Origin of the sequence: Streptomyces sp. NPDC050625, from assembly GCF_040654755.1 — a bacterium.
GTDB lineage: Bacteria > Actinomycetota > Actinomycetes > Streptomycetales > Streptomycetaceae > Streptomyces.
The window spans coordinates 64,289-87,106 of record NZ_JBFAIQ010000023.1; the positions used below are offsets into that span (position 1 = coordinate 64,289).

At 67.0% G+C, this 22,818-nt stretch carries 22 protein-coding genes and 4 pseudogenes; 13 read left to right on the forward strand and 13 right to left on the reverse strand.

The annotated features are described in order from the left end of the window. Positions 1–428: 428 nt before the first annotated feature. Together AB0I54_RS35535 and AB0I54_RS35540 are read left to right on the forward strand one after the other, a co-directional pair. A complete protein-coding gene (locus AB0I54_RS35535) occupies positions 429–2,453 on the forward strand; it encodes a hypothetical protein (protein WP_363300382.1) in 2,025 nt (674 codons plus the stop codon). 77 nt (positions 2,454–2,530) lie between these two features. Then, positions 2,531–3,160, forward strand: coding sequence for a hypothetical protein (locus AB0I54_RS35540; protein WP_363300383.1), 630 nt, complete (start codon positions 2,531–2,533; stop codon positions 3,158–3,160). 650 nt (positions 3,161–3,810) lie between these two features. Here the strand turns inward: AB0I54_RS35540 and AB0I54_RS35545 are convergent. Continuing rightward, positions 3,811–4,356 (reverse strand): annotated as a pseudogene (locus tag AB0I54_RS35545) (helicase); the annotation flags it as partial. A gap of 153 nt (positions 4,357–4,509) precedes the next feature. Then, positions 4,510–4,992, reverse strand: a complete 483-nt coding sequence (locus AB0I54_RS35550; protein WP_363300384.1) for a hypothetical protein — start codon at positions 4,990–4,992, stop codon at positions 4,510–4,512. 182 nt (positions 4,993–5,174) lie between these two features. Here AB0I54_RS35550 and AB0I54_RS35555 point away from each other — a divergent pair. Continuing rightward, positions 5,175–6,055, forward strand: a protein-coding gene (locus AB0I54_RS35555) for an IS5 family transposase (protein ID WP_363300459.1) whose coding sequence is annotated in 2 segments (ribosomal slippage) — positions 5,175–5,535 and positions 5,535–6,055 — 882 coding nt in all. Because the reading frame shifts where the segments join, the coding sequence is not laid out codon by codon here. Between the two features lie 15 nt (positions 6,056–6,070). Here the strand turns inward: AB0I54_RS35555 and AB0I54_RS35560 are convergent. Beyond that, positions 6,071–6,466 carry an Imm7 family immunity protein gene (locus tag AB0I54_RS35560; protein WP_363300385.1) on the reverse strand — a complete coding sequence of 132 codons (396 nt, stop codon included), beginning with the start codon at positions 6,464–6,466 and terminating at the stop codon, positions 6,071–6,073. 1,464 nt (positions 6,467–7,930) lie between these two features. Next, the gene (locus AB0I54_RS35565) at positions 7,931–10,129 is read right to left on the reverse strand and encodes an NACHT domain-containing protein (protein WP_363300386.1); all 2,199 of its coding nucleotides are present in this window, start codon (positions 10,127–10,129) and stop codon (positions 7,931–7,933) included. Positions 10,130–10,541: 412 nt separating this feature from the next. Here AB0I54_RS35565 and AB0I54_RS35570 point away from each other — a divergent pair, with 412 nt between their 5' ends. Further along, positions 10,542–10,958, forward strand: coding sequence for a hypothetical protein (locus AB0I54_RS35570; protein ID WP_363300387.1), 417 nt, complete (start codon positions 10,542–10,544; stop codon positions 10,956–10,958). A 93-nt stretch (positions 10,959–11,051) separates the two neighbouring features. Here the strand turns inward: AB0I54_RS35570 and AB0I54_RS35575 are convergent. After that, positions 11,052–11,336 (reverse strand): annotated as a pseudogene (locus AB0I54_RS35575) (IS5/IS1182 family transposase); the annotation flags it as partial. On the opposite strand from AB0I54_RS35575, the gene AB0I54_RS35580 reads away from it, so the two are divergent. After that, a complete protein-coding gene (locus AB0I54_RS35580) occupies positions 11,328–11,456 on the forward strand; it encodes a hypothetical protein (RefSeq protein WP_363300463.1) in 129 nt (42 codons plus the stop codon). The pseudogene AB0I54_RS35575 and the gene AB0I54_RS35580 sit on opposite strands and share 9 nt — an antisense overlap. A gap of 81 nt (positions 11,457–11,537) precedes the next feature. On the opposite strand, the gene AB0I54_RS35585 is transcribed toward AB0I54_RS35580, so the two are convergent. Then, a complete protein-coding gene (locus AB0I54_RS35585) occupies positions 11,538–11,945 on the reverse strand; it encodes a VOC family protein (protein ID WP_363300388.1) in 408 nt (135 codons plus the stop codon). Beyond that, the gene (locus AB0I54_RS35590) at positions 11,942–12,709 is read right to left on the reverse strand and encodes an ArsR family transcriptional regulator (RefSeq protein ID WP_363300389.1); all 768 of its coding nucleotides are present in this window, start codon (positions 12,707–12,709) and stop codon (positions 11,942–11,944) included. Before AB0I54_RS35590 ends, AB0I54_RS35585 begins: the two co-directional genes overlap by 4 nt. Before the next feature lie 250 nt (positions 12,710–12,959). Between AB0I54_RS35590 and AB0I54_RS35595 the strand changes: the two are divergent. Next, a pseudogene (locus AB0I54_RS35595) lies at positions 12,960–13,061 on the forward strand (Ku protein); the annotation flags it as partial. Between the two features lie 385 nt (positions 13,062–13,446). Here AB0I54_RS35595 and AB0I54_RS35600 read toward each other — a convergent pair. Then, positions 13,447–14,088: a hypothetical protein gene (locus AB0I54_RS35600; RefSeq protein WP_363300390.1), complete on the reverse strand. Its 642-nt coding sequence runs from the start codon at positions 14,086–14,088 to the stop codon at positions 13,447–13,449. 389 nt (positions 14,089–14,477) lie between these two features. Between AB0I54_RS35600 and AB0I54_RS35605 the strand changes: the two genes are divergently transcribed. Continuing rightward, entirely contained in the window at positions 14,478–14,762 is a 285-nt protein-coding gene (locus tag AB0I54_RS35605) for a hypothetical protein (protein WP_363300391.1), read from the forward strand. Positions 14,763–14,929: 167 nt separating this feature from the next. Here the strand turns inward: AB0I54_RS35605 and AB0I54_RS35610 are convergent, their stop codons facing one another. Beyond that, positions 14,930–15,154, reverse strand: a complete 225-nt coding sequence (locus tag AB0I54_RS35610) for a tyrosine-type recombinase/integrase (protein ID WP_363300392.1) — start codon at positions 15,152–15,154, stop codon at positions 14,930–14,932. Positions 15,155–15,266: 112 nt separating this feature from the next. On the opposite strand from AB0I54_RS35610, the gene AB0I54_RS35615 reads away from it, so the two are divergent. The 5 genes and pseudogenes from AB0I54_RS35615 to AB0I54_RS35635 form a co-directional block, all read left to right on the forward strand. Beyond that, positions 15,267–15,641, forward strand: a complete 375-nt coding sequence (locus AB0I54_RS35615) for a transposase family protein (protein WP_363300393.1) — start codon at positions 15,267–15,269, stop codon at positions 15,639–15,641. 90 nt (positions 15,642–15,731) lie between these two features. Further along, entirely contained in the window at positions 15,732–16,148 is a 417-nt protein-coding gene (locus AB0I54_RS35620; RefSeq protein ID WP_363300394.1) for a transposase, read from the forward strand. Positions 16,149–16,503: 355 nt separating this feature from the next. Then, positions 16,504–18,288, forward strand: coding sequence for a reverse transcriptase domain-containing protein (locus AB0I54_RS35625; protein WP_363300395.1), 1,785 nt, complete (start codon positions 16,504–16,506; stop codon positions 18,286–18,288). A 250-nt stretch (positions 18,289–18,538) separates the two neighbouring features. Beyond that, positions 18,539–18,787 (forward strand): hypothetical protein, encoded by a 249-nt coding sequence (locus AB0I54_RS35630; RefSeq protein WP_363300396.1) that lies wholly within the window; start codon positions 18,539–18,541, stop codon positions 18,785–18,787. A gap of 203 nt (positions 18,788–18,990) precedes the next feature. Next, positions 18,991–19,224 (forward strand): annotated as a pseudogene (locus tag AB0I54_RS35635) (transposase); the annotation flags it as partial. Here the strand turns inward: AB0I54_RS35635 and AB0I54_RS35640 are convergent. The 3 genes from AB0I54_RS35640 to AB0I54_RS35650 form a co-directional block, all read right to left on the reverse strand. Beyond that, positions 19,157–19,753 (reverse strand): bifunctional DNA primase/polymerase, encoded by a 597-nt coding sequence (locus AB0I54_RS35640; RefSeq protein ID WP_363300397.1) that lies wholly within the window; start codon positions 19,751–19,753, stop codon positions 19,157–19,159. The pseudogene AB0I54_RS35635 and the gene AB0I54_RS35640 sit on opposite strands and share 68 nt — an antisense overlap. Before the next feature lie 78 nt (positions 19,754–19,831). Then, complete coding sequence (locus tag AB0I54_RS35645; RefSeq protein ID WP_363300398.1) at positions 19,832–20,620, reverse strand: phosphotransferase; 789 nt, start codon at positions 20,618–20,620, stop codon at positions 19,832–19,834. A 218-nt stretch (positions 20,621–20,838) separates the two neighbouring features. After that, entirely contained in the window at positions 20,839–22,071 is a 1,233-nt protein-coding gene (locus AB0I54_RS35650) for a cytochrome P450 (protein WP_363300399.1), read from the reverse strand. A 134-nt stretch (positions 22,072–22,205) separates the two neighbouring features. Between AB0I54_RS35650 and AB0I54_RS35655 the strand changes: the two genes are divergently transcribed. Next, on the forward strand, positions 22,206–22,397 hold the full coding sequence (locus AB0I54_RS35655; protein WP_363300400.1) for a ferredoxin: 192 nt from the start codon (positions 22,206–22,208) through the stop codon (positions 22,395–22,397). A gap of 29 nt (positions 22,398–22,426) precedes the next feature. On the opposite strand, the gene AB0I54_RS35660 is transcribed toward AB0I54_RS35655, so the two are convergent. Beyond that, on the reverse strand, positions 22,427–22,654 hold the full coding sequence (locus tag AB0I54_RS35660) for a hypothetical protein (RefSeq protein WP_363300401.1): 228 nt from the start codon (positions 22,652–22,654) through the stop codon (positions 22,427–22,429). Between the last annotated feature and the right edge of the window lie 164 nt (positions 22,655–22,818).

Here is a 22,818-nt window from a genome sequence, read left to right on the forward strand (position 1 = left end):
GGTGCTCGCCGAGGCCGACGCAGACGAAGTCGTCCGCGGGCACGATGTTGTGCTCCTGGCAGCCGGGACAGCCGCACACCTAGCATGTGTTCTTCCGGTTCCTCTTTCGTCTTCGGCGGGACCTGAAGGTCTCCCTTCTGGAAGACGAGGTCACCGCCTGCGCTTGGCGGTCTCCTCCGGCGCTGGCCGGCGAGACCCTTCAGGGCCGCGTCCTGGCGGCACTTCGCTGACTGGCTCGCTGCACCAACAGACGTGCTCCGCTTCAGCATCTGCCGAGGTGGGGGCGGTTCACATGTCTTCGCACTGCTGACGCACAGTAAGCGACCGAAAACCTACTTCAGCTGACCCGATCTTCCCCCGTACGGTCTTCGACTTGGGCGCGACTCGCACAAGTGTTTGAAGAATCTACGGGGAGGACGAAAATTATCGTGCAGAGCTCCAAACGGTGGTGGTCTCACGCCGCTGTCGGTGCGTTACTGCTGACCCTTTCCGGTGTCATGCCGGCATCTGCCGATTCGGCTACGGCCAGGCCGATTTCCGCGATCGATGCACCACCGTCGGCGACGCCGGCCGCAGGGCTCGAACTACACGGCAATGCCCTTGCGGCTGTCGGTGGTGGAGGGCGGCCCGTCTCGGGCAAGAACCCGGAAGCCGGCCCGGAGTGGAAAAAGGTTGGGGGGAAATGGCAGGTCGACCGTACGACGGTCATGCTGCGCAACACGGTGACAGACCCGGACGGCGACAAGAGCGACTTGACGTTCGACGTGTGGACCGTGAACGCGGACGGCTCGCCGAAGGCACACATCGACACCGACAAGAACCAGTACGGGATGCCCGTCTCCGGCTATGTCGCGTCGGGTGAGAAAGCCTCCGTCACCATCGACTACGGCTACCTCCACCCGGGCTGGACGTACGCCTTCCGTACCTCCGCCTACGACGGCAGCCTGTACGAACAGACCTGGTCGCCGTGGGCCACCTTCACCATCCGGAACCACGCCGTTGACATCACGCTTCCCGAACCGGACAAGAATGCCCCCGATGTCGACCTGGACAAGTACCAGCAACCCCTGGTCACCAACGACCACGTCAACTCTGGGCCGGCCAACCCGACACCGCTGACGAAGAATGAGCTGCCGGCGCCGCTCGGCAAGGGCTGCAAAGAAACAGAAGGCAAGATCTACTGCGCCACCGTCGGTAAGCCGGCCGACATGACCTCCGCTGAGCGCAAGCAGGTGGCCCAGGGACTGCGCGCCGTCGGCACGTCCAACCTCGTCTCCTGGTGTGACGGCGCTGCTGTCGGCAAGGACTACATCAAACGCACCGAAGGATGCGTGAAAAAGGCAAACGAAATCACCAACACGGTCTACAGCAAGCTGCCGAACGGTGAGATCTGGCCGGTCGGACGCGCTATTTTCGCGTCGCAGATCGAAATAAAGACGGACGTCGCGTCCGACACCTTCACCCAGCACTGGATCCTGACGCCCCTGTCGTTCCGCGATGCGGCCGGCGAACAGTCGGAATGGGGCCCGATCACCATGCGGCCCAAGTTCACTTGCGCCCCCCAGTGCACGACCGGCGCGCCGACATGGTCGGCACCGCCCACATGGTCGACCACCGGCACGGACTACCATGCCGCGACCGCCACGATCACACAGACGGTCGACAGTATGAAGCCGGGTGACATCGTTCCCGTTCAGCTCATCTGGAAATGGGATTACACGGTCCCCAACCAGGTACCGGACGCTTTCCCCGATGGTGACATCGGCAACTCTGTTCCTGACCTGGACATCCGCTGTGACGTGGTGGCCGCGGCCACGCCGGGATGTGTTTTCTCCGCGTACAAGCCGACATGGGTCATGAACTTCAAGAAGTTCCCTGCCGCTGCCGCACACGCGTGGCTGACGCAGTCCAAGCTGCCCAACCACCCCGGCAGCCAGAAGGCCAGCAAGGCACTCGTCTACCTGCCCGCAAACGGCGGCAGTACCGGCCGCACGCCGAAGAAGAACCGCGCGGTCATCTGCCCGTCGGGATGGGCCGCGAAGGACGGCAACCCGGACGCCACGACGCTGCCCGGTAATACGCCCAGCGGAAGGGATCCTCTTTCCTGCGACGAGTTCGCCTACGCCGCCACCTACAACAGCGGCGGCATGCCGGCCCCCGACGGACTGAACCCCGTCTCCTCCGGCAATGCGTGCGTGCAGACCTACTCCCAGCGCACCCAGACGAACGTGTGGCACTTCTACGACGACACGCGCCAGGCCGCGCCGACGTGGAAGGAGGTCTGCGGGCGCTCCGCCATGTCGAACTGGATGAACACGCAGTCCATGCAACCGTTCCCCAGCAGCTTCAGTCAGCCGAACCGGCTGCTCGACAAGGACGAGTACTGGTACTACGCCCCCGAATTCGCGGGGTGCGACGCCAGCGCGACGACCGTGAAGTGCACCCCGAAGTGATCTGACCGACCTGCAGGGGCGGTGCCCATCGGTTACGGTGGCGCCGCCCCTGCCCCTTCCCGACAGGAGACGCCACGATGTGCGACGGCATTACCTGGGTCGCCGAGGAAGACGAACTGCTGCCTGGCGGCTATTGCGTGATCCTCGCCCGCAACCTCACCCCCGAAGACCTCGTACAACGCCTCGTTCCCGACGCACAGCCGCGCCTGGTGGGCCCGCGTACTCAGGAGGCGTTCGAGGACGAGCTGCGAGAGCTGTTGCGTGCAACCGGTCGGCACTACCCCATGGCGGGTGTTCGGTACGGATCGGTTGGCGATCTCGCCTTCGCCGTGGGCTGCGGACAGTGGGAATTCGCGCTGGGCCGGCATGACACACCGGTCATCTGGTACGGCGACGTGCACACGTATGAGCTGTACTACTTCGCCGAGCACCCGAACGTCCCGGAGCCGCATTTCCGCTACAGCCACAATGGCGGCGTGCAGCTGTGTTTCGACGTCGACACCGACGAGGCCCCCTACCTCTTCGACGTCGACGGCGACGATGCCGCCCTGGTCGCCGACATAGAGAGGGCCGCCGAAGTCACTCCCGCCCTTGAACTACTCGAACAGCGCTTCGGACTCACCCTGCCGAAAGAGCTGATCCTCACCGGCGAACTACCCGCCGCGGTCATCAAGAGCCCCCAGCAGACCGGGGAAACGGGCTCGTGAGGGATGGCATCACCTGGGTCGTCGAGGCAGAGATCAACGGTGTCGGGCACTGCATCGTTCTCGCCTGCAACCTCACGCCCGAATAGCTCGTACGCCGGCTCCCCAAGGACGATCCCACGTTCCTGCCCGCCGGAACCGGCGCGGCCTGACCGAGCGTCTCGACGCCGAAGGCGGCATGGGAGTGCGCTGCGGCAGCGTCGGTGCGCCGGCGTTCGCCATCGCCTACGGCCAATGGTGTGGCGAGATGGGCCCCGGATACGACCACGGTCTGTCCGATGGTGGGCCGAAATCTTCATGGCTCGGCACGCGGTGGAGTGCGGCATCGATCGCCCCGAAAGGCACCGCGCCGTGGCCTGGCAACGAGCCCGGATCCCTGCCGAGATCACGGCAGCCAGTGCATGGTCCACGCGCGCATGCTCGCTGCTCGTGCCTGACGGCGAGCTCACCCGGTGGAACCGGGAGGGTGGTCCCGCACCCTTTTTCGCGTCAGCCGGGGCAGAGGCCGTACGACTTCGGCCGTCCTGCCGCCGACCGCGCCTGGTCGATTTCCGCCGCCTCGGCTCACCCGCGCTAACGGTTGGGTTCCCGACTGCCGCAGCAATGCCCTCCCGCTCGGGCCGAGTTGAGGTGTTCGGAGTGGGGTCGCAGCCAACGAGGATCCGTGCGGTCTTTGTCGTCCCGTCGGGGTTCGGTCGCAGGGCGCGGCCGATGTTTTGGACGATGTCGACTTGGGAGCCGCGGGTGTCGGCGAAGCAGATGGCTTCTACGCCGCGTTCGCCGACGATGTCGACCCCTTCTTCCAGGACGCGGACGGAGGCGAGGAAGGCGCGGTGCACCCGCCGCCCCGCACTGTCGATGCCGTTGGCGAACTGGTGGATCGTCTCGCGGCGTTCGGCGACGAGGTGGTCGCCGTACAGCCACGCCGACCACACCCGCTGCGGCGGCACATGCCGGCCTTCGTCGAGGTCGTAGAAGCGGGTGTCGATCGAGGACGGCGGCATCTGCTCCGCCGCGGCCAAGGCGTGGTCGGGCACCTCCGACTGATACAGCGCGGCAGCGGTCTTCGGCAGGCTGTCCGCGAACGCTGCGGCTTCCTCGACCCGGTGATGGAACGTCATGACGGTGCGCGGGTTGTGCTTGGCGGCGTGCTCGAGGAGCGCGGTCTGCAGCAGTGCCAGGCGTCGGCCGCGCACCGCTGAAACACCGGCGTGCGTGGTGACGGCGGGCTGGACCTCCCCGGTCACACCCACGAGCCGACCGTCCAGGGGCGATGCCTGTCAGTGCGCGTCGGTAGGGCCCTCCGGTTTCGCCGCGGCAGGTGTCTGGACGGATTTGTCGTGCCTGCTTCGTCAGGGGTGGGTGTGCGGTCGGGGCTGGGGTGGGGGGTGGGGGTGTTGGCGGAGCCATTGCTGGAGTTCGCGGTGGCGGTACTGGTAGGCGGGTCCGCTGTAGCGCATGAGTCCTGCGGTGACGGCCCAGTCCAGGAACAGGCCAAGCCGGAACGGCAGACGACGGTGCGAGCAGACCAGGAACGCCACATACCGCGGTGAAGCCTGCGTGCCGAACGCGAGCCCGGCCGCGAGCCCGTACCCGAGCCCAGCCATGAGCCCGAGCCTGAGCCCGACCACGAGCCCGGCCGTGAGCCCGAGTGCGAGCCCGTACAGGGCGTCACTGCTGATGATGGCCCGGGCTCCGAGGCTCGTGCCCGGCTCTCGCCCGAGCGCGAGCGTGAACCCGAGCCCGAGCCCGAGCACGAGCACGAGCACGAGCACGAGCCTGAGCCCGACCACGAGCCCGAACGCGAGCCCGACTACGAGCCCGAATGCGAGCACGTACGCGAGGTTTTTGCGGGCTTGAGGCGCTCTGAACGGGTTGTCCAGACGCTTGGGGCTGCCGGTCGTGAGCCCAGAGACCGTTCCAGCCAGGACGGCAAACACGCCGATCACACTGGCGAGGACTAAGGCCTGTCCGGCGGATCATGAGTGTTTCGGCTTGCGGAGCCGTGTAGTTGGTCGTGGGCCGTGGCGATCTGACGAGCGAGGAATGGCGCCGCCTGGAGCCGCATCTGCCCGTCCGCGGACGGCGTGGTGGGCGGTGGGCCAGTCACCGCAGGGTGATTAACGGGATCCTCTTCCGTGAGCGGACCGGGATCCCGTGGCGGGATCTGCCGGAGAGGTTCGGCAGGTGGAAGACCGTCTATGAACGGCACAGACGCTGGTCCGCGGACGGTACCTGGGACCGGATCCTCCAGGCCGTCCAGGCCGACGCCGACGCCGAGGGCCGGATCGACTGGAGCATGGTGGGCGTCGACTCTGCGTCCTGCCGTGCCCACCAACACGCAGCCGGCGCCCGCAGGAAGACACCCCGCATACCGAAAAAAGAGCCACGCCCCGGCAGCACCGCTCCGACGAGGGACTCGGAAGGTCCCGGGGCGGCCTGACGAGCAAGATCCACCTCGCCAGTGAAGGTGGTCGCAGACCTCTGGCGCTGCTGGTCACTCCCGGCCAGTGGGGCGACGCACCGCAGATGATCGCCGTACTCGAACGCATCCGAGTGGCCCGCAAGGGCGAGGGGCGCCCGCGCACCCGGCCGGGACACCTGAGCGCGGACAAGGCGTACTCCTCCCGTTGGAACCGCCGCTACCTGCGCAGACGCCATATCAAGCACACCATTCCCGAACCGAAGGACCAGAGTGCCAACCGTCGGCGCCGTGGCAGCCGCGGCGGCCGGCCCACCGGGTTCGACAAGGGGCAGTACAAGCGCCGCAACGAAGTCGAGCGGACGATCAACCGCCTGAAGAGCTTTCGCGCCGTCGCGACCCGCTACGACAAGCGGGCCTACGTCTTCCACGGCACCGTCGCCCTCGCCGCAATCCGACTCTGGCTCCAAATGTGATTCGCCGGAGACGCCTCAGTCGATGCAGGGATCTTCCACTGTCGGGATACACGGAGACAGCAGCGCCTCCGTGTGCTGCGTGACCAAGCCGCGAACGAGCCTGAGCACGCGTACCTCGTTTTCGTGGTCTGGTTCTTCGTCATCGCGAACGTGGAGGAGCCCATAGGAACCAGGGGCAACCACAGCCACATGCTCGAACAGTTCGACAACGTCGGGCGACGAGCGGTGATTGGAGTGGCCGCCGAGGTGGATGAACGGCTCGCCGTTCATCCACCTGAGGTCAAGCAAGTACGGGCTGTCCATCTGGGCGATGCGAAGCCGAAGCTCATCGACGATCTGCCGCAGACTGGCCTCATCGTCGTCATCAACTGCGGTCCGCCTGACCGTGATCCAACCGTGGTACTCGAACATCTCGTGATCGTAGTGCGATGGCCTGCTTCACCGTGCCGATCGCAGCATGATCCGCCGGACACGCCTTAGTGGCTTGGGGGTTGTCCAGGCGAGGGGAAGGGGGGTGAGGACGGTGAGGGTGGTCAGGAGGGTGTCGGTTGCGCGGACGCGGGTGCGTCCGGCGAGGGGCCACAGTTCGTGCAGGACGAGGTCGTGGCCTCCGCGCTCGTGGGAACTGTCGCGTGGAGAGTGCCGGATGGGTCGAGGTGGGTGGTGAGGTGGTGGAGCCAGCGATGGACGTCCTGGGGTGTGTAGCGGCGGGGATGTACCGGGCCAGGAGGTGGCGGTCCAATTCATCAGCGGAGAGGGGGAGGAGCTCGGTAGGGTCGCCGTGGTCGAAGTAGACGGTGGCGGTCAGGCAGAGCCGCCAGGGGGTGGACAGCGCGGCTGCCAGGGGCCCGCTGGGGTGAGCGGCCAAGTTGTCGGTGAGGGGCTGCCAGCGGGCCGCGTCGAGGGCGCGACCGGTGAGGTAGGCCTGGGCGTCGTCGGTGCCGACGGGGGCGACGGCGATGCGGGCGGCGTCCAGGACGGTGGCGTGCTCGGCCAGTGTGTCGTAGTGCTGGGTGCGGCAGGTCAGGATGAGGGGCCCGGCATCGCGGCCTTGCTGGTAGGGGTTGAGCTTGTTTACGACGGCGGTGGCGCGGGGCGCGTCGGGGTCGGGGGTGCCGTCGGGGGCTGGGGGGTCCATCTCGTCCAGGCCGTCCAGGCCGTCCAGGACGGGCAGGATGAGGCGGTGGCGGGACCAGGCCGGCGGTCAGGTGCGGGGGCCAGTCGTAGGCCTCGGTCAGCCGTTGCTGCAGCAGCTCGGGCAGGGACTGGCGTTCGGTGTCCCACCGGGATAGCGGGATGCGGACCGGGACGGGGTCGTCCTCGGCGCGGCCGTCGATGAGGGCCGGCAGCAGTTCCAGGGCCAGGACGGTTTTGCCGGCCCCGGCCGCGCCGGTGACGACCAGCCGCAGCGGGCGGGTGGCGCGGTAGTAGCTGACGATGTTCGGCAGCGTCGCCGGGCCCGGGCCTTCTGCGAACAGGCGCCCGGTGGCCGGGGCCGCGGCCGGACGGTGCGCAGCCGGGTGCAGGACGTAGAGGAGGTTGATGCGCCGGTTGTCGTCGCCCAGCAGCTGCCGCCACACGGCGTTCTCCCCGGCCTCGACTTGCGCGGCCAGGGTCGCTGCCCAGCCACGGGCCTGCTCGGCGTCGTTGCCGTCGACGGGTTTGCGCAGTGCCACCACCGCGGCCACGAGCCCGGCCGCCGCCAGGGGAAGGCTCAGCAGGCCTGCGGTGTCGGCCGGCTGGAGGCCGCCGTGGATGATCTGCCGTACCGCGTATACGGTGCTTGCCACGATCGTCAGGGCGCACGGGGCGCCGATCAGCTGCCAGTTGCGCCGCCGGCGGCGTCCCCCGAGTCCGGCCACCCCCTGATCCGCACTACCGCTCTCGCGCCATAAGGCCGACTTCTCCCATTCGTGACCAAGCGGGTGCGCCCCCCGCCGGGTTCTGGGCCAGGTGGCGTTGGAGGTCGATGTGCCGGAACTGGTAGACCGCTCCGGCCTGTCGGAGCACGCCGCGCTGTTCGTGCGCGTCTTGTAGAAATGCCATGACCTGCCGGGGGATCTTGCGGCGCGCCGCTAGGTAGGTACAGCCGATGAGGAAGAATCCCCATGCTGTCTCGGCCAGTCCTTCCGTGATCCCGAGCACGAGCCCGGTCGCGATCCCGGTCTCAAGCCCGCCCACGGTCCCGGTCGTGAGCACGAACACGGCCGCGGTTGCGAGTCCGACCGTGAGTGCGATCGTGAAGAAGGTGCGTCGATCCAGGGCGAACAGGGTGGCTGGCCCGGAGCTGCTGGTGAGGTCGGGAGCATCGACTGCAGATTCAAACGTGAGAACGAGTGCGAGTCCGGCCGCAACGGCACCTGCCAATTCGAACGCGGGCCAGATCGAGAGTCTGGCCCCGAACATGATCAGCGACAGGACTGCGAGCACGATTACGAGCCGCAGTACGAGCCTGCCGGGGCTGAGAGAAGCAGACGGTGAAATGCGGAACCGGACCCGTGGCGTAGCGACATCCGAGTACCCGGCAAAGAATCCGAAAGTGAACCCGAAGACAAACCCGCCCACGAGTCCGGCCACGAGGCCGCCCACGGCCCCGGCTGCGAGACCGCCCACGGGCCCGCCCACGAGCGCGCCCACGAGCCCGACCGCGCAGCCGCCCAGGAGGAGGCCGAGGGTGCGTTGCCGGAAGGCTTTGGATAGTTCCCACCAGGCGATGTCGGGGCTGCCTGCGCGCTGGTTCTGCTGGAAGTCCGCGAGGATGACGAAGGTGCGGTGGGCTTGTTCGGCTGTCCAGCGGGGCGGGTTGGGCTGGTGGGGGGTGTAGGCGGCGGGGATGAAGGCTTGAAAGAGGCGGGTGTTGATTGCGGTGCGGTCGGGGTAGGTCGCTGTGTCGCACAGTTCGTCCGGGTGCGGTGTTTGCGGGGGTGTGGGGGAGGCGTCGGGGCGGGGGTTGTAGATGGTGCGGGCCAGGAACAGTCCCAGTGGGGTGGACAGCGCCTGTCCGGCGGGACTGGTGGTGCCCAGCTGGGAGGACACGGTGTTCCAGCGTGTGGCGGCAGGGGTGTGGGGGCCGCCGGCGTCGCGGCGCAGGTAGTGGGCCGCCTCCTGGGCGTCGAGGGGCTGGAGTTGGATTGCGGCGGCGCCGTTGAGGCGGACGGTGGTCCCGGGGCGGGTCAGGGCGGTGCGGTAGGGGTCTGTGCGGCTGGTCAGGACGAGGGGCTGCCGGGCGGGCAGGGCGCGGTTGAGCATGTCGAGCGCGGTGGCATGACGGGCTGGGGGTAGTTCGTCGAATCCGTCGAGCAGGGGCAGGACGCGGCCTGTGTTGAGCAGGTGCAGGGCCAGGTCGCCGGGTTCGTCTGCGGCGGCGTGGGCCAGGGCGGCATGCGATGGGGCGGTGAGGCCGCGGTGGGTACGGCGGAGCTTGTCGGCCATCCAGTCCTTCAGGGACTGGCGGGGGTCCCAGGAGGCGAGGGAGAACAACACCGGTACAGGCGCGCCGTCGGTGCGGCGGGCGATGAGGTCCTGCAGAAGGCGGATCAGCAGCACGCTCTTGCCCGCCCCGGGCTCGCCCAGGATCACCAAGCGCCGGGTGGGCACCTTCTCGGAGAACACTTGCCCGATCTCCCCGTCTCTGCCCGCCAGCCCGCTGGCGTCGGCCGGCCAGAGGCTGGGGTCGCCCGGGGGACCGCCCGGCCACGCGCCGGCCAGGCCCGTCAGCAGTTCCCAGGACTCGGCCAGTTGGAGGTCGGCGGGGCACCAGGCGACCGGGAGGGGATAGGGGTCGTTGACGCGGCGTACCACGGACTCGTTGTCCCACTGGGTCTTGACCGCCACGGCCAGCTCGTCCACGATCTTGTCGAGCTCGACGGGATCGGCTTCGGCGCGATCCGCACGGAATGACGCCCAGGCCAGATAGGCCGACGCCAGGCCGAGCAGCACAGACACCGCAGTTGCGGGTACACCGAGGTGAAAGTGCCGGGCCAGTACCAGCGCCGTGAGCGGCCCGAGGACCGACAGCAGCAGATACGCCGCGCCCACATGCCGCGGCCCCCGGCCGCTTCCCCCGCGTCTCATAGCAGGACATCCTGGCCTACCTGGCCCGGGCCGACACGCCCTTTGCACATACACAACTCGCCCACCAGGCTGACCAGTCGACGCCGCCCTGCATGAGCCGCCCCGGCACGTCCGGCCTCGCGCACCCGGGGCCTGATGCTCCTGACCTGCTGTGCCCTGCTCGTTGTCCGCGGGCCGGCCCCCTTCTGGGTTTCCAGCGCGTCTGACCTGGTTTCACCTGTCCGGTCTCGCTGTAGGTGAGCCAATCTCGGTGGACCTGGGTTATCTGCCCCTGGTGGTTCAGGTTGACTGAGACGTTGCAGGTCACGATGTCGGTCGAACGCCTGTCGGCAGCTTCAGGATTGCCACCGGGGCCGTCGTTGCTGAGCCCCGCCGTGCCCAAGGTCATGTCCGGGGCGTATCGTCTTCCGGCGTGACCGACACCGATGCGCCCCGGGCCAACCGTGACCTGCTCATCTGGTCCTGGATTTTCGCGGTCCCGGCGCTCGGCGGCTTCCTCTTGGCGCTCGGCCTGATGTTCTTCCCGTCGTCCTTCGACAACGACGGGGCTTTCCAAAAGCCGATGTCGTGCGGCGTGCCCGCGCTGTTCGACCGGCAGGCGTTCACGAAGCAGCACTACGGCCCCGACGGTGAGCCAGGCGAGCTCGGCACGTCCGGATGCGACGCGACGGTAGCCTCCCGGGAGCACCAGGCAGTCGGCGCCCTGGCCGTGGCCACCCCGCTTGGCCTGCTCGCCCTGACCCTCCACCTGCACCGCCGCACGGCCCTCGGCCAGCGAGCGGGCAACCAGGATCAGACAGACACGGCGGCTTCGTCTCACTCGACCTGAACCACCGCAGGTATCTCTGCTGAGACCGGACATCACCCTGCCGGAGCTGCACGGTTATCACGGCGTGATAAGAGGTCGTGTTCTCCCGTTGTTTCATCCCGTGATGCGGAGTTGGTCCCGTGGTGTCGGGTGGCGCCTGGAGATCGTGTTCTCGCCGGTGAGGCGGCGGGTCATGAGGTCGGTCATGGCGAGGTGGATCATCATGGCTTTGGAGCAGGCGGGGTGGGTTTCGTAGTCGCGGGCCAGGCGGCGGCGCAGCATCAGCCAGCCGTACGTGCGCTCGACTGCCCACCGCTTCGGGATCGGGGTGAAGCCGCTGGTCCCGGGGGCGCGGGCGGTGATTTCCATGTCGATTCCGAGGGTGGCGGCATGCTCGACGAAGTGGTCGGCGCCCCGGCCATCTGGGGCTCCGAGCAAGCCGTGACGGTCACCGACATCCGCCGCTACGGGAAGGCGACCGCCCAGGCATGGGACCCTCCTGGTTCTTGCCCGAGGTGATGACGAGCTTGGCGCCGGCCATCTGGGAGCGGCCAACGTTGTGCATGCAGACGAACAGCACCCTCGGAGTGGCCATCACGGTCACCTCGTGGCCGCTGCGGTGGTCGCTTGCCCAGCGGGTTGGAACAGTTCGATGAGGTTGCCGGCGGGATCGGCGAGCAGGATCTGTCGCCCGCCGGGGCCGGCGATCAGGTCGCTTTGGAACGGCAGGCCCGCGGTGCGGAGCCGGTCGATCTCGGCGTCGATGTCGTCGACGATCAGATGGATGCGGTTGCGCCCCGGGGTGGCGGCGTCGGCAGGGGTGGCGCGGGCTCCGGAGCTGGCCGGCCCGGACAGCAGCAGGCGCAGCGGGCCGCGGACGACGTCGGCGAAGGCGGGGATCGCGTTGGTGTGGACGGTGAAGCCGAGGTGGGTGGTGTAGAAGTCGACGGCGGCCTGGACGTCGTCGACGAGGTAGCGGACGCTGGCGCGTTGGTCGGGTGCGGTCATGAGGGCACTTCCTTGGCGAGTACGGGCAACAGGTGGCTGATGCGGGTGTCGATCTCTGCGGCGACACGGCTGAAGGCCGGGTAGCCGTCCTGGTGGGCGGGGTCGTCGGCGGTGGCCGGGTCGGGGATGCTCCAGTGGACCAGCCGGGGGTGGTCGTCGAAGTCGGGGCAGACCTCGCGGACCTTGTCGCACAGGGTGATCACGTAGTCGAACCGGCGGTCGCCCAGAGCGTCTAGGTGGCGGGGGTGCTGGTCGGCGATGTCGATGCCGAACTCCTCGCGCATGACCCGCACGGCGTGCGGGTGGATGTGCGGTTTGGGGTGGCTGCCGGCACTGGTCACCTCGATGGTGCCGCCGCTGCGGTGGCGCAGGAGGGCTTCCGCCAGCGGGGAGCGGGCGCTGTTGCCGGTGCACGCGAACAGCACCCGAAGGCCGCCCGGCCGCTGCGCGGGCATCCTCGGCGGTGCGCTGAGATGCAGCGTCGGATGCAGGGCCGCCCCGGTGCCGTTCAGCGCGTCGGCGCAGCGGTCCAGGTCGAGGTGGTAGTAGCTGTCGCGGGCATCGAAGCTGCTGCGCCGGGTGGTGACCAGCCCGCCGCTGCGCAGCAGCCGGAGGTGGTAGGAGACCAGGTTCTGCGGCTGGCCGACCAGATTCGTCAGCTCGCGCACGCGGTAGTCGCTGCCGGCCAGTTCGGTCATCAGCCGCCAGCGCAGCGGGTGGGCGGCCAGGCGCACGAACGGTGGGGCCGCTGGACCTGATGCCATCACGCCGACCACACTACATCAAATCAGTTTGATTGAATATGGAGGTGGAGCGGTACCCGCACCAAGGACCGGGCCGAGGCGGCCTGCCGCCCGGAGGCAGCGGGCGCGCCTCGGCCCGGTCCGGGCGATTCGTGAGGTTGGGAGGCTGCTCCTGCTCCTAGTGCCGCAGGGCGCTGCCGTCCGTAGGCTGGAGACGCTCGGGGCTGTGGTGTGGAGGTGCACGGTGCCCCGAACGATGTAGTCCGGCGCGATCAGTTTCGGTCTCGTGACCGTTCCTGTCCACGTGGTGTCCGCGACCGAGGACCACAGTGTGCGCTTTCACCAGTACCACGTTGAGGACGTGGGTTCTCTGGGGCAGCACCCGTAGCGCGAGGCAGGCTCATTCGGTTTTGCGCAGCTCAGCGTCGGTTTCGTGGACGCTAGCAGGTGCAATACGTGTGGTGGTATCGCCGTTTCAGGTGAAGCCCCGAGCACCGACGGCTGACGGGCAACAACTCCTTGATATGCCTGCCTCGTTGTCACGGACGCTCTCTGCTACCACGACAAGACCACCACCCGGCTCCGTAACGAGGTTGGCGGGACATGGAACCGATGCGCCTCCGGTGATCATGTACGGTCACCAGCGGGCTGGGTTCCTCGGGGCACTGGCGGCAGTTGCATACGAGAGCCCACCAGTAATCAGTATCGAGGGCTCTTCGAACTTGTGCGCTTCAGTCGGAAACCGACTTAAGCGGGGGCTACAGGTCCGCGAGCCAGGGATGCCCCGGGTGTGCGCGGGCGAGTAGCTCGGCCAAGGTCTCGCGCTGAGCTGAGGTCATGTGTGGGACGGTCGCGTCGAAGTCTGCTTGATCCTTTCGGCGGGCGTGCTTGGCCTTGAACAGCAGGACCAGTTCGGGCGCCAGATACGGGATGCCGTCTTGAGTGTGGCGGATGATGTCGCGGTAGGGAAGCCGGATCCTCTCATCGCGTCGGCAGATCCAGGTGTCGCCGTCGTGCGGTTCGCGAAACACGTCGAGCAGGTAGTTGCCGGTGGCCGGATCGCGCAGCCATGTCTGATGTACGGCGGCCAACACCTCCCGTGTGGCGTCCTCCCAGATCCGGCCGCTGCCTGCCGCGTCGAAGACGTATCCGGGAAAGCGGTTGCGGACCTCGGGAAAGCGCGTGGCCGGAATCCCGATCTCGATGTCCCCATGCGCGCGCGTCTGCCTGCCGCGGAACAGGTCCAGCGCCCAGCCCGCGGCCACGTACCAGGGCGTGCCAATCCCGGCCAATTGCTGCGCGACCTCACTCGGGGTCCAGCAGGAAGACCACCTGGCGTGGAGGGCTTCGATCTCGTCGGGTGACAGCTCGATGCCACCGCTGGGCAGTTGCTCGCTCACCTCAGGAATCTGGCGCCCCCAGGCCCGACTCGGCCCAGGCAGCCACGCCGAGGGCCTGGGAGAGCGCTTCTCCAACTGCCGGACCCGCGTGGCAAGGCGTTTCTTCCATTCCAGCGCGTTGGCCAGGTCGGCCTGCAGGGAGGCCCGGCTGACAGCTGCGATCCGTCCTTCCTGTGGAGAGGCGGCCGCGGCCGCGTGGACGCGTTGGAGGAGGTCGCGGTGTCTTTAGAGGAAAGTGCGGTCTACTCACGCGGCGCGGGCGAGAGCCGAAACGGTGATGTCGGCGTCGCTTCGCAGCATTGTGTCCAGGGCTTTGAGGACGCGCTCGCGGCGGCGGATCGAGTCGGCCCGCCTGCCGTCACTCATGTTCGTCATGCTCTTCTGCCAAGATGGAAGTCGGGCATGGGCGGTCCGACGCGGGGCATCCCGAGGCCGATGATTTGCCGTCGGCTGCGGCGCAGGACGCTGGTGGCTTCCCTGATCTGCGCGCGGTCCTCGTCGGTGAGGGCGTCGAGATCCTCTCGGACACGCCGGACGAGACGACGGACCCTGATGATCTCCTCATCGAAGGGTGCGGCTTCGACTTTTTCCCAGTCGTCGGCGGAGGTGAACGCGGCCAGGCGTTCCCGTTTCGCAGCAGGTCGGCGAGGTATGCCTCCAGATCGGGGAGGTAGGAGGCGTCAGTGCGGAAGTGGTCGCAGCCGACGCAGCGGAATCGGACAGGGCAGGCGTGTCCGCCGGCCGCGACATTGGACGGCTCGACGCAGACGCCGTAAGGTGCCTGGGCTTCGCCGACGGCGCGGCGGGCGTACTCGTCGTCCAGCAGTTCCTTGGCCTGCCGCTAGATGCAGTTGCCGTGGCGGTCAAACTCCATCGCCGAGACGCGGTCGACGGCCTCGCGTTTGCGCTGCTCACTGACCCGGTAGTAACGCTGAGTAGTGGCGAGTTGGCGATGGTCCATCGGACTTTGGAGGACGTCGGGCTGGATGCCCTGGTCAGCGTGCCGCTGGCAGTAGGTGTGCCGGTAGGCGTAGGGGAAGATCTTGGGTTTGTCGAAGGGCAGCATCTTGGTGATCTGCTGCTGTCGACGGTCACGGAATTGGGTTCAGGCCGCGATTCCGTGAATACCCAGGTCGTTGTCCGACTGCGGGAACGTTTCGCACGGGGATTGCCCTGGTATGGGGGTCGTCGCGGTCGAGGATGTGCTGTTTCCCGGGATCGATGTGCGAGTCACGGCGGTGCATGTCACCGCGGAGGGGATCGCTGTCGAGGCCACTTCGTGCGGGCGACCGCCGCCGTGTCCGGATTGCGGCTGTCCTGCACGTCGTGTGCACTCGCGATATGTGCGTTGGATAGCCGAACGCCCCGCTGTCGGGTGGCCGTTGACCATCACGCTCAGCGTGCGTCGCTTCTTCTGCGAACGCGCCTCGTGCCGACGGCGGACGTTCGTCGAGCAGGTCTCGGACCTGAGCGAACGATACCGGCGTCACAGCGTGGGGCTGCGTCGATGGATGCAGTCCATCGCGACGTTCCTGGGCGGACGCCCTGGATAACGCCTGTGCCAGGTCCTGCAGTTACCCACCAGGCGCACCCATCTGCTGGGCTTGCTCACTGCCCCGACGGTTCCTGAGCAGGCGCCTCGGGTGCTGGGTGTCGACGAGTTCGCCTTCCGGACGGGATGGCGTTACGGCACTGTCCTGGTCGACATCGAGGCGGCCCGGGTCGTGGACGTCCTGCCGGACCGGGACGCGGCGACCTTCGCCGCCTGGCTGCATGAACACCCTGACGCGGAGATCATCTGTAGAGATAGGGCCAGCGCCTACTCCAGTGCCGTCCGCGAAGCCGCCCCCGGCGCTCAGGAGGTCGCCGATCGGTGGCAGTGCGCCATGCGGCGCCTTGTCGTATCCCCGGTTCAACCGGGAGGAATTTGGAGGGAGGTTCTTGGGTCTGATGGCTTACCTAATCCGGAAACGGTGATGGGGACCAGAGCATGCCAGGAAATCGGTGACCGGACTCAGGTATCGGAGACGGGGCATCGAGGGACCCGCGTGACATGGTGAAAGCTGAACTGCCTGAACCCAAATTCCCAGAAGACTGAAGGTCGAGTCCGTCGGAAAGATACCTGAAACCGACGCCGCGCCCTGCGACGGCTTTATGCCATGGCCGACGCAACCTCCGGAGTGCGGAGCGATGCCCAGCGAGGGCATTCAAGGGGATGAGTTGGGCACCTACATCACGCTACGACGTACGACAAGGACGAACATGGGATCGCCTAAGGGATGAGATCTTCCTATGGCGACGGAGGCCCCGTAGTAGTCGCCGGAGTCACGACCGGCCAAGGAGGACGGGAAAGCCGTCCGCATCGGGCGAAGGGGGCCAGGTGATCGGACACCACAGAGTCGGGAGGTATGCGTAATGCAGAGCGCCGAAACGGTGCTGGGTGTCCTCCGTGAACGCGGCAGGCGTGGCCTGCCGTGCAATGAACTGTATCGACAGCTCTTCAATCCGCAGTTGTATCTACTGGCTTACGGGCGCCTGTATTCCAACAAGGGAGCGATGACGCCCGGGGTCATCGGGGAGACCGTGGACGGCATGTCCCTGGGCAAGATCGAGCACGTCATCGACGCACTGCGCCACGAGCGGTACCGGTGGAGCCCAGCTCGCAGGGTCTACATCCCGAAGGCGCGGTCCAGCACGAAGTTGCGGCCGCTCGGCCTGCCGCCCTGGAGCGACAAGCTCGTCGGCGAAGTGATCCGCCTGCTCCTTGAGGCGTATTACGAGCCGACGTTCTCCAGCTCCTCTCACGGTTTTCGTCCCCGCCGGGGATGCCACACCGCCCTACGCGACGTGGCCAACACCTGGACGGGGACAGTCTGGTTCGTCGAGGGAGACATCGCCCAGTGTTTCGACCAGCTAGACCATTCGGTCATGCTCCGGATCCTGGGCGAGAAAATCCACGACAATCGATTCCTTCGGCTGGTGCGCAAGATGCTCAAGGCCGGATACATGGAGGACTGGGTCTGGAACGCCACGCACAGCGGGAGCCCGCAAGGCGGGGTTGTTTCACCGATCTTGTCCAATATTTACCTGCATAAGTTGGACGAGTACGTCGAGACGGTCCTGATCCCGGAATACACCCGGGGCAGGGTCAGGAAGCCGAACCGTGCCTTCTACAGGGTGTGGGCGGCGATGCAACGCGCCCGCAGGCGCGGCGACCGCACTCAGTTGCGGGAGCTGCGCAAGCAACTCCGCAGCATTCCCAGCATGGATACTCAGGATCCCGGCTATCGGAGACTGCGGTATGTGCGCTATTGCGATGACACCCTGCTCGGGTTCGCCGGACCGAAGGCAGAAGCCGAGGAGATCAAACAACGACTGGCGCAATTCCTTCGTGACGAACTCAAGTTGGAACTGTCGCCGGAGAAGACCCTCATCACGCACGCCCGCACCCAGGCGGCGAGGTTCCTCGGCTACGACATCACCGTGCACCACAACGACCGCAAGATCACCGGCGGAAAACGTTCCGTCAATGGGGTCATCAGATTGCGTGTCCCCCGTTCGGTGGTATCTGCCAAGCAGGCCCAGTACATGAAGCGCGGCAAACCCGCGCGTCGGCCCGAACTGCTGAACCAGGACGACCACGTCATCATCAGCACCTACGGGTCGGAGTACCGCGGCATCGTCCAGTACTACCTGCTGGCCGGCGATGTCTTCCGACTCGCCCGGCTGCAATGGGTCATGGAGACCTCGATGCTGATGACGCTCGCCAACAAGTACCGTTCGTCGGTGTCGAAGATGGCCCGCGCCTATGCGGCCACCATCGAGACACCGCACGGGCTGCGCAAGTGCTTCGAGGCCCGCGTCGAACGCACCGGCAGGAAGCCGCTGGTCGGACGGTTCGGAGGGATCCCGCTGCGACGAGACAAGAAGACGGTCATCAACGACCGTCGGCTGGCCCCGGTCAACACCAAACGCAAGGAGCTGGTCACCCGGCTCCTGGCCGGACGGTGCGAGGCATGCGGGCGGATCGACGAGGTGGAAGTCCACCACGTAGCCAAGCTCGCCGACCTCGGGCGACCAGGAGATCGGCCGCCGTGGGCAGACCTCATGGCCGCACGACACCGCAAAACCCTTGTGGTCTGCGGCACTTGTCATACGGACATCCACGGCAGGAAACCTGTCGCAGCACTCACGGAGTAGTCACTGGAGAGCGACGTGCGGTGACAAGTCGCATGCGTCGTTCGGGCTGGGGGCCGTGGGAAAAGGGCCTGCTCAGCAGGCACCTCGCCGACGGCCCACCAGTACCCTGCTGCACAACCTCTCCTCCGCGGTCGAGAAGACATGCCATCAGCATCGCCCTTGCCTGCGGAGACAGGTCGAAGCCCACCGCGACACAGGGTCCCGGCGGATCATCAATCCACTGCCTCCGCCGACTCTGCCGCCCACGAAAATGGCCGTCCATACCGTCGACCGGTACTCCGACATCCACCGCCTGCTCACGCAGGAACAGACCATCTCCCAGATCGCCCGACGTCTGCACCTGGACCGCAAGACCGTCCGCCGCTTCCGCGATACCGGCCTCGACGAGCTGCTGGCCTCCGCCCGGTGCGGCCGCCCCAAGGGAGTGCTCGAGCCGTTCACCGCGAGATCCGCCAACGGGGCTACCAGGGCAGCGATCTGCCCGTGCGCCGCTACGTGACCGGACTCAAGACCGGGACCGTCGAACCCGCCCGCGGAGCCATCCCGAGCCCGCGCAAGATCACAACCTGGATCATGCTGCCCCCGCGGCGCGCTGAAGCCCCGCGAAGACGACGAGCTCCTGAAGTCCGGCTGGCGTGCCCGGACATCGCACGGGCCTGCGACCTCTCCTGAACCTTCCACGATCTACTCCAACACCGGTGCGGCCACCAGCTCTTGGAGTGGATCCTCCAGGTCGAACACGACGCGCCCCCTCCCATCTTGTCCTTCGCGCAGAGCCTATGCCTCGACCTCGACGTCGTCACCGCCGGCCTCACCCTGTCCTGGAGCTCGGGCATCGTCGAAGGCCACGTCAACCGCATCAAAACCATCAAGAGACAGATGTACGGCCGAGCCACCTTCCGCCCGCTGCGCACCCGAATCCTGCTCCGAGCATGAGCCGGGTATTCACGGAATCGCGGCCTGAACCAATTACGTGACCGTCGACAGGAGCGATGACGTAGCCGCCGTCTCCTCGAAAGTCCACGTGATTGGCCGGACTCTGCCAAGAGCGCTGCTCGCCTTCCGCCGTCGCTGGGTAGTACGCGTGCAAGCCACCCGACGGAGTCCGGACGAGGCAGGCCCAACCGGAGAGAAGACCGGCTCGCTGTGCTCGGCGAAAGGCGTCGTAGCCGTCGCCGTCCGCGTGGACGTCCACGTCAACGACGAGGAGTCCGGATCGGGCACCTGTCGGAATCCCGATGTTTGCGGCGGGTGCCGCCGCCACCAACCGGAAACGGTGTCCGCAGGTCGACGCGTCGTGAAAGCCGCTTCTGGTCAGCGGCCGCTTGCCGCGGGGGGCACGGGAAGACGGGGATCCCGAGCCGCGCAAGGCGCATCGCTGCCGTGCCAAGCGAGGCCTCCGCAGCGACCCGCCCGAACACCTGTGACCACAGGAGTCGTGAGGGAGTAGGGGTGGACATGCCATGGACGTTGGCTACCCAGGTTCACCAGTTGTGCCGTCATCGGAGGGGGTACGCCGAGCAGTGGGCTACGTTTGCGCAGGTCAGCGGCGTACCTCAAGTTGTGCGGACGCCACCGGCATCCTGAGTGACTGCCACGCCGGGAGGAGTGCGCGCCAACCGTCACCTGGAGTCGTTGGATGGCCGCCGATCCCGTGTCTGAACCTGTGAAACATGAGGACCGCGCACGCGTAGTGAGCGGCCGTCAGGAGTTCGTCGTCGGTGACCCGGCCGCTGGCGGAGGAGTATCCCGTCAGCAATGCGTCGGTCATCCGAGGAGCGAGCTGGCGGCTGCCTGCGAGGCCAATGGCGGCAAAGCCGAGATCAAGCGCCGGCCAGTCGAATGCAGCCGTCTCCCAGTCGAGAAGATGGATGACGCCGTCCTTGTCCTCGAGCATGTTGTCCGGGAACAAATCACCGTGAATGAACGATCGCTTGCGGGCCGGTAGGGCAGCGAACGCCGCCTCTGCCTCTTCAAGGAGCTCGCGCAGCTGAGCTCCGCCGGCGACGTCGTAAGTACCGCGCCAGTCGGCCGGGAGCCTGCGGGAAGGCAAACAGAGGTCCCGCGGAGGGTCCAGGCGGTGGATCTGGGCAAGGGCTGCCCCCGTCGCGTAGGCATGACGGTTGCTTGGCACCGGGTGCCTACCTCCGACGAAGTCAGTCGCAATCACGGGTCGGCGGGCGTGGTTGCCTACGCGTCCACCATCAGTGCGCACAAGGATCGCTGGTGTCGCGACCCCCTCGCTGATCAGCCAGTCCGAAAGCCGCACGAGTCGGCACGCGGTGTCAGCGGAATGGGCATCGAGGATGTGATGACCAGGTGTCGTCCGCATCGCGTCTGTACCTCGAATGCGGAGTTCGTTCGTCCGTGCACAGACCGTCGGAACTGCTGCAGCTCGTATCCGTAGTCGCTCCACAGGACGGACATTGTCGACAGGTCGACAATCGTCCTCGGGGTCATCCCTCTCGTCTTCTTTGGCTTGTGAAGGACGACGGCCCGACCCGCGTACGCGGATCGGGCCGTCGTCGTCAGATCAGCGGGAGCGTGCATTCACCACTTGACGTGGAGCGAGTCCAAGCCGCGGATGATGTGGTGCGGCGTCCAAGTCGCCGGCTGCGCGATCTCCATCGTCGCGAGCGGGCCCTCGGCGAGCTGGCGGAAGACCAGGCTTGCCTCGGTGCGCGCGAGCAGGTTGCCCAGGCAGAAGTGCTCGCCAGAGCCGAAGGCGACGTGCGGGTTCGGCTTGCGCGTGATGTCGAAGACGTCGGGGTCCTCGACGACGCGCGGGTCTCGAGCCGCCGAGGCGACGATGGGAAGGACCATGTCGCCGGCCGGGATGACGCCGTTCGGCAGCTCGACGTCCTCGAGGGCGACGCGGGGGAGGGCGTGCAGGGCCGGGGTCGCGAAGCGGAGGACCTCTTCGAAGGCCTGGTTGGCGAGCTCGGGGCGCTCGACCAGGAGGTCGCGCTGGTCAGGGTGCTGCAGGATGCAGTGCAGGCCGTTGGTCATCGCGTTGGTGGTGGACTCTGCACCCGCGTGGAGGAGCTCGTTCATGATGCCGATGAGCTCCTTCTCAGTGAGGCGGTCGCCCTCGTCCTCTGCGCCGATGAGTGCAGCCAGGAGGTCGTTCTCGGTGCTTCCGCTGGCACGACGGTTGGCGACGAGCTCGCGCAGGTAGCGGCTCATGGAGATCATCGCCTCGTGCTTTGCCGTAGAGAATTCGGCACTCGCCTCGGGGTTGATGTGCTCCATCAGCAGGACGAGCCAGTTCATCAGCTGCGGGATGTCCTCGTGCGGAACGCCGAGCAGGTCGCCGAGGACGACCAGAGGCATCCGCCTGGCCACGTCCCCGAGGAAGTCCATGCGGCGCGCCTCCATGTACGGCGCCAGAAGGCCGGCGGTCGTCTCGAGGATCTGGGGCTCCCAGCTCTTGACGTTGCGAGCCGAGAACGACCGGTTGACGATCTTGCGCAGGCGGAGGTGGTCGGCGCCGTCGATGCAGGCCAGGCGTGTGGTGGAGAGCTCAGCAGCCTCGCCATCGGGAAGTGCCGACGTGCGCGCGGCGGCGCTCGCGCGGCTCAGCATGGGGTGGCGCAGTGCCTCGACCACGTCCTCGTGGCGGACCGCCAGCCAGGTGCCGCTGGTGCTCCGGACGAGCGGCGCCTCCTCGCGCAGCATCTTGAAGAAGTCCCACGGCTGGGCCCGGTGGTCGAAGTCCGTGAGGAAGAGCTGGGCCAGGCGGCTGAGCTCTTCGCTGTCGGGACGAGCGGTGGTGGTGGTCATGCTGCTCCGATCCGGGGCGTTGTGCACTGATGAAAACATGTATATCGTGCTCATACTTTAAGTTTCAGTGGGCAACTTCACAAGCCCCCTGTACAAATCGCCGGGCCGACAGGCCTGGCGCGAGAGGAGCGGGCATGCGGGCGCGAATCGACGAGGGTCGCTGCATCGGGGCGGGGCAGTGCGCCTTCACCGTCCCCGAGGTGTTTGACCAGGGGGACGAGGGCATCGCCCTCGTCATTGCTGATCAGATCGAAGAAGGGCTGACCGAGGGGGTCCGGCAGGCCGCCGCAGGCTGCCCTGCGATGGCCATCTCCGTCGAGGACTGACTCGCGGGAGGCCTGCGGCGCGCGAGAAGTCAGCGCGTGACCGTGACACCTTCGCTGTTGCGAATGGCGAATCGATGTGCGGCGCGATGCGCAAAGGCGAGGGCGCGCTGCTGAGTGGCGGCGTTGCGGACTTCGCGGCGCGCGGGCTGCGGCGGCGGGTTCCGGGTGGCGGACGCCTGGATGTCGGTGTCGCGAACGACCATACGGATCATCTCGGTTCCGACGAGCTGTCCAAAGGTGGCGGACTGGCGGTTCATGTGGTTCCCCCAAGGCATTGGCGGCCCTGCGGATCGGGGCCATGCATCTATTCAACGCCAAGGTTTCCTGTGGATTTCCCGAAATTCGCGCGAGTCGGGTGGCGCTGGTCACGCTCTTGACATGGCTCATGGCGACAGTAACGATCAAAATCTGCACATGATGC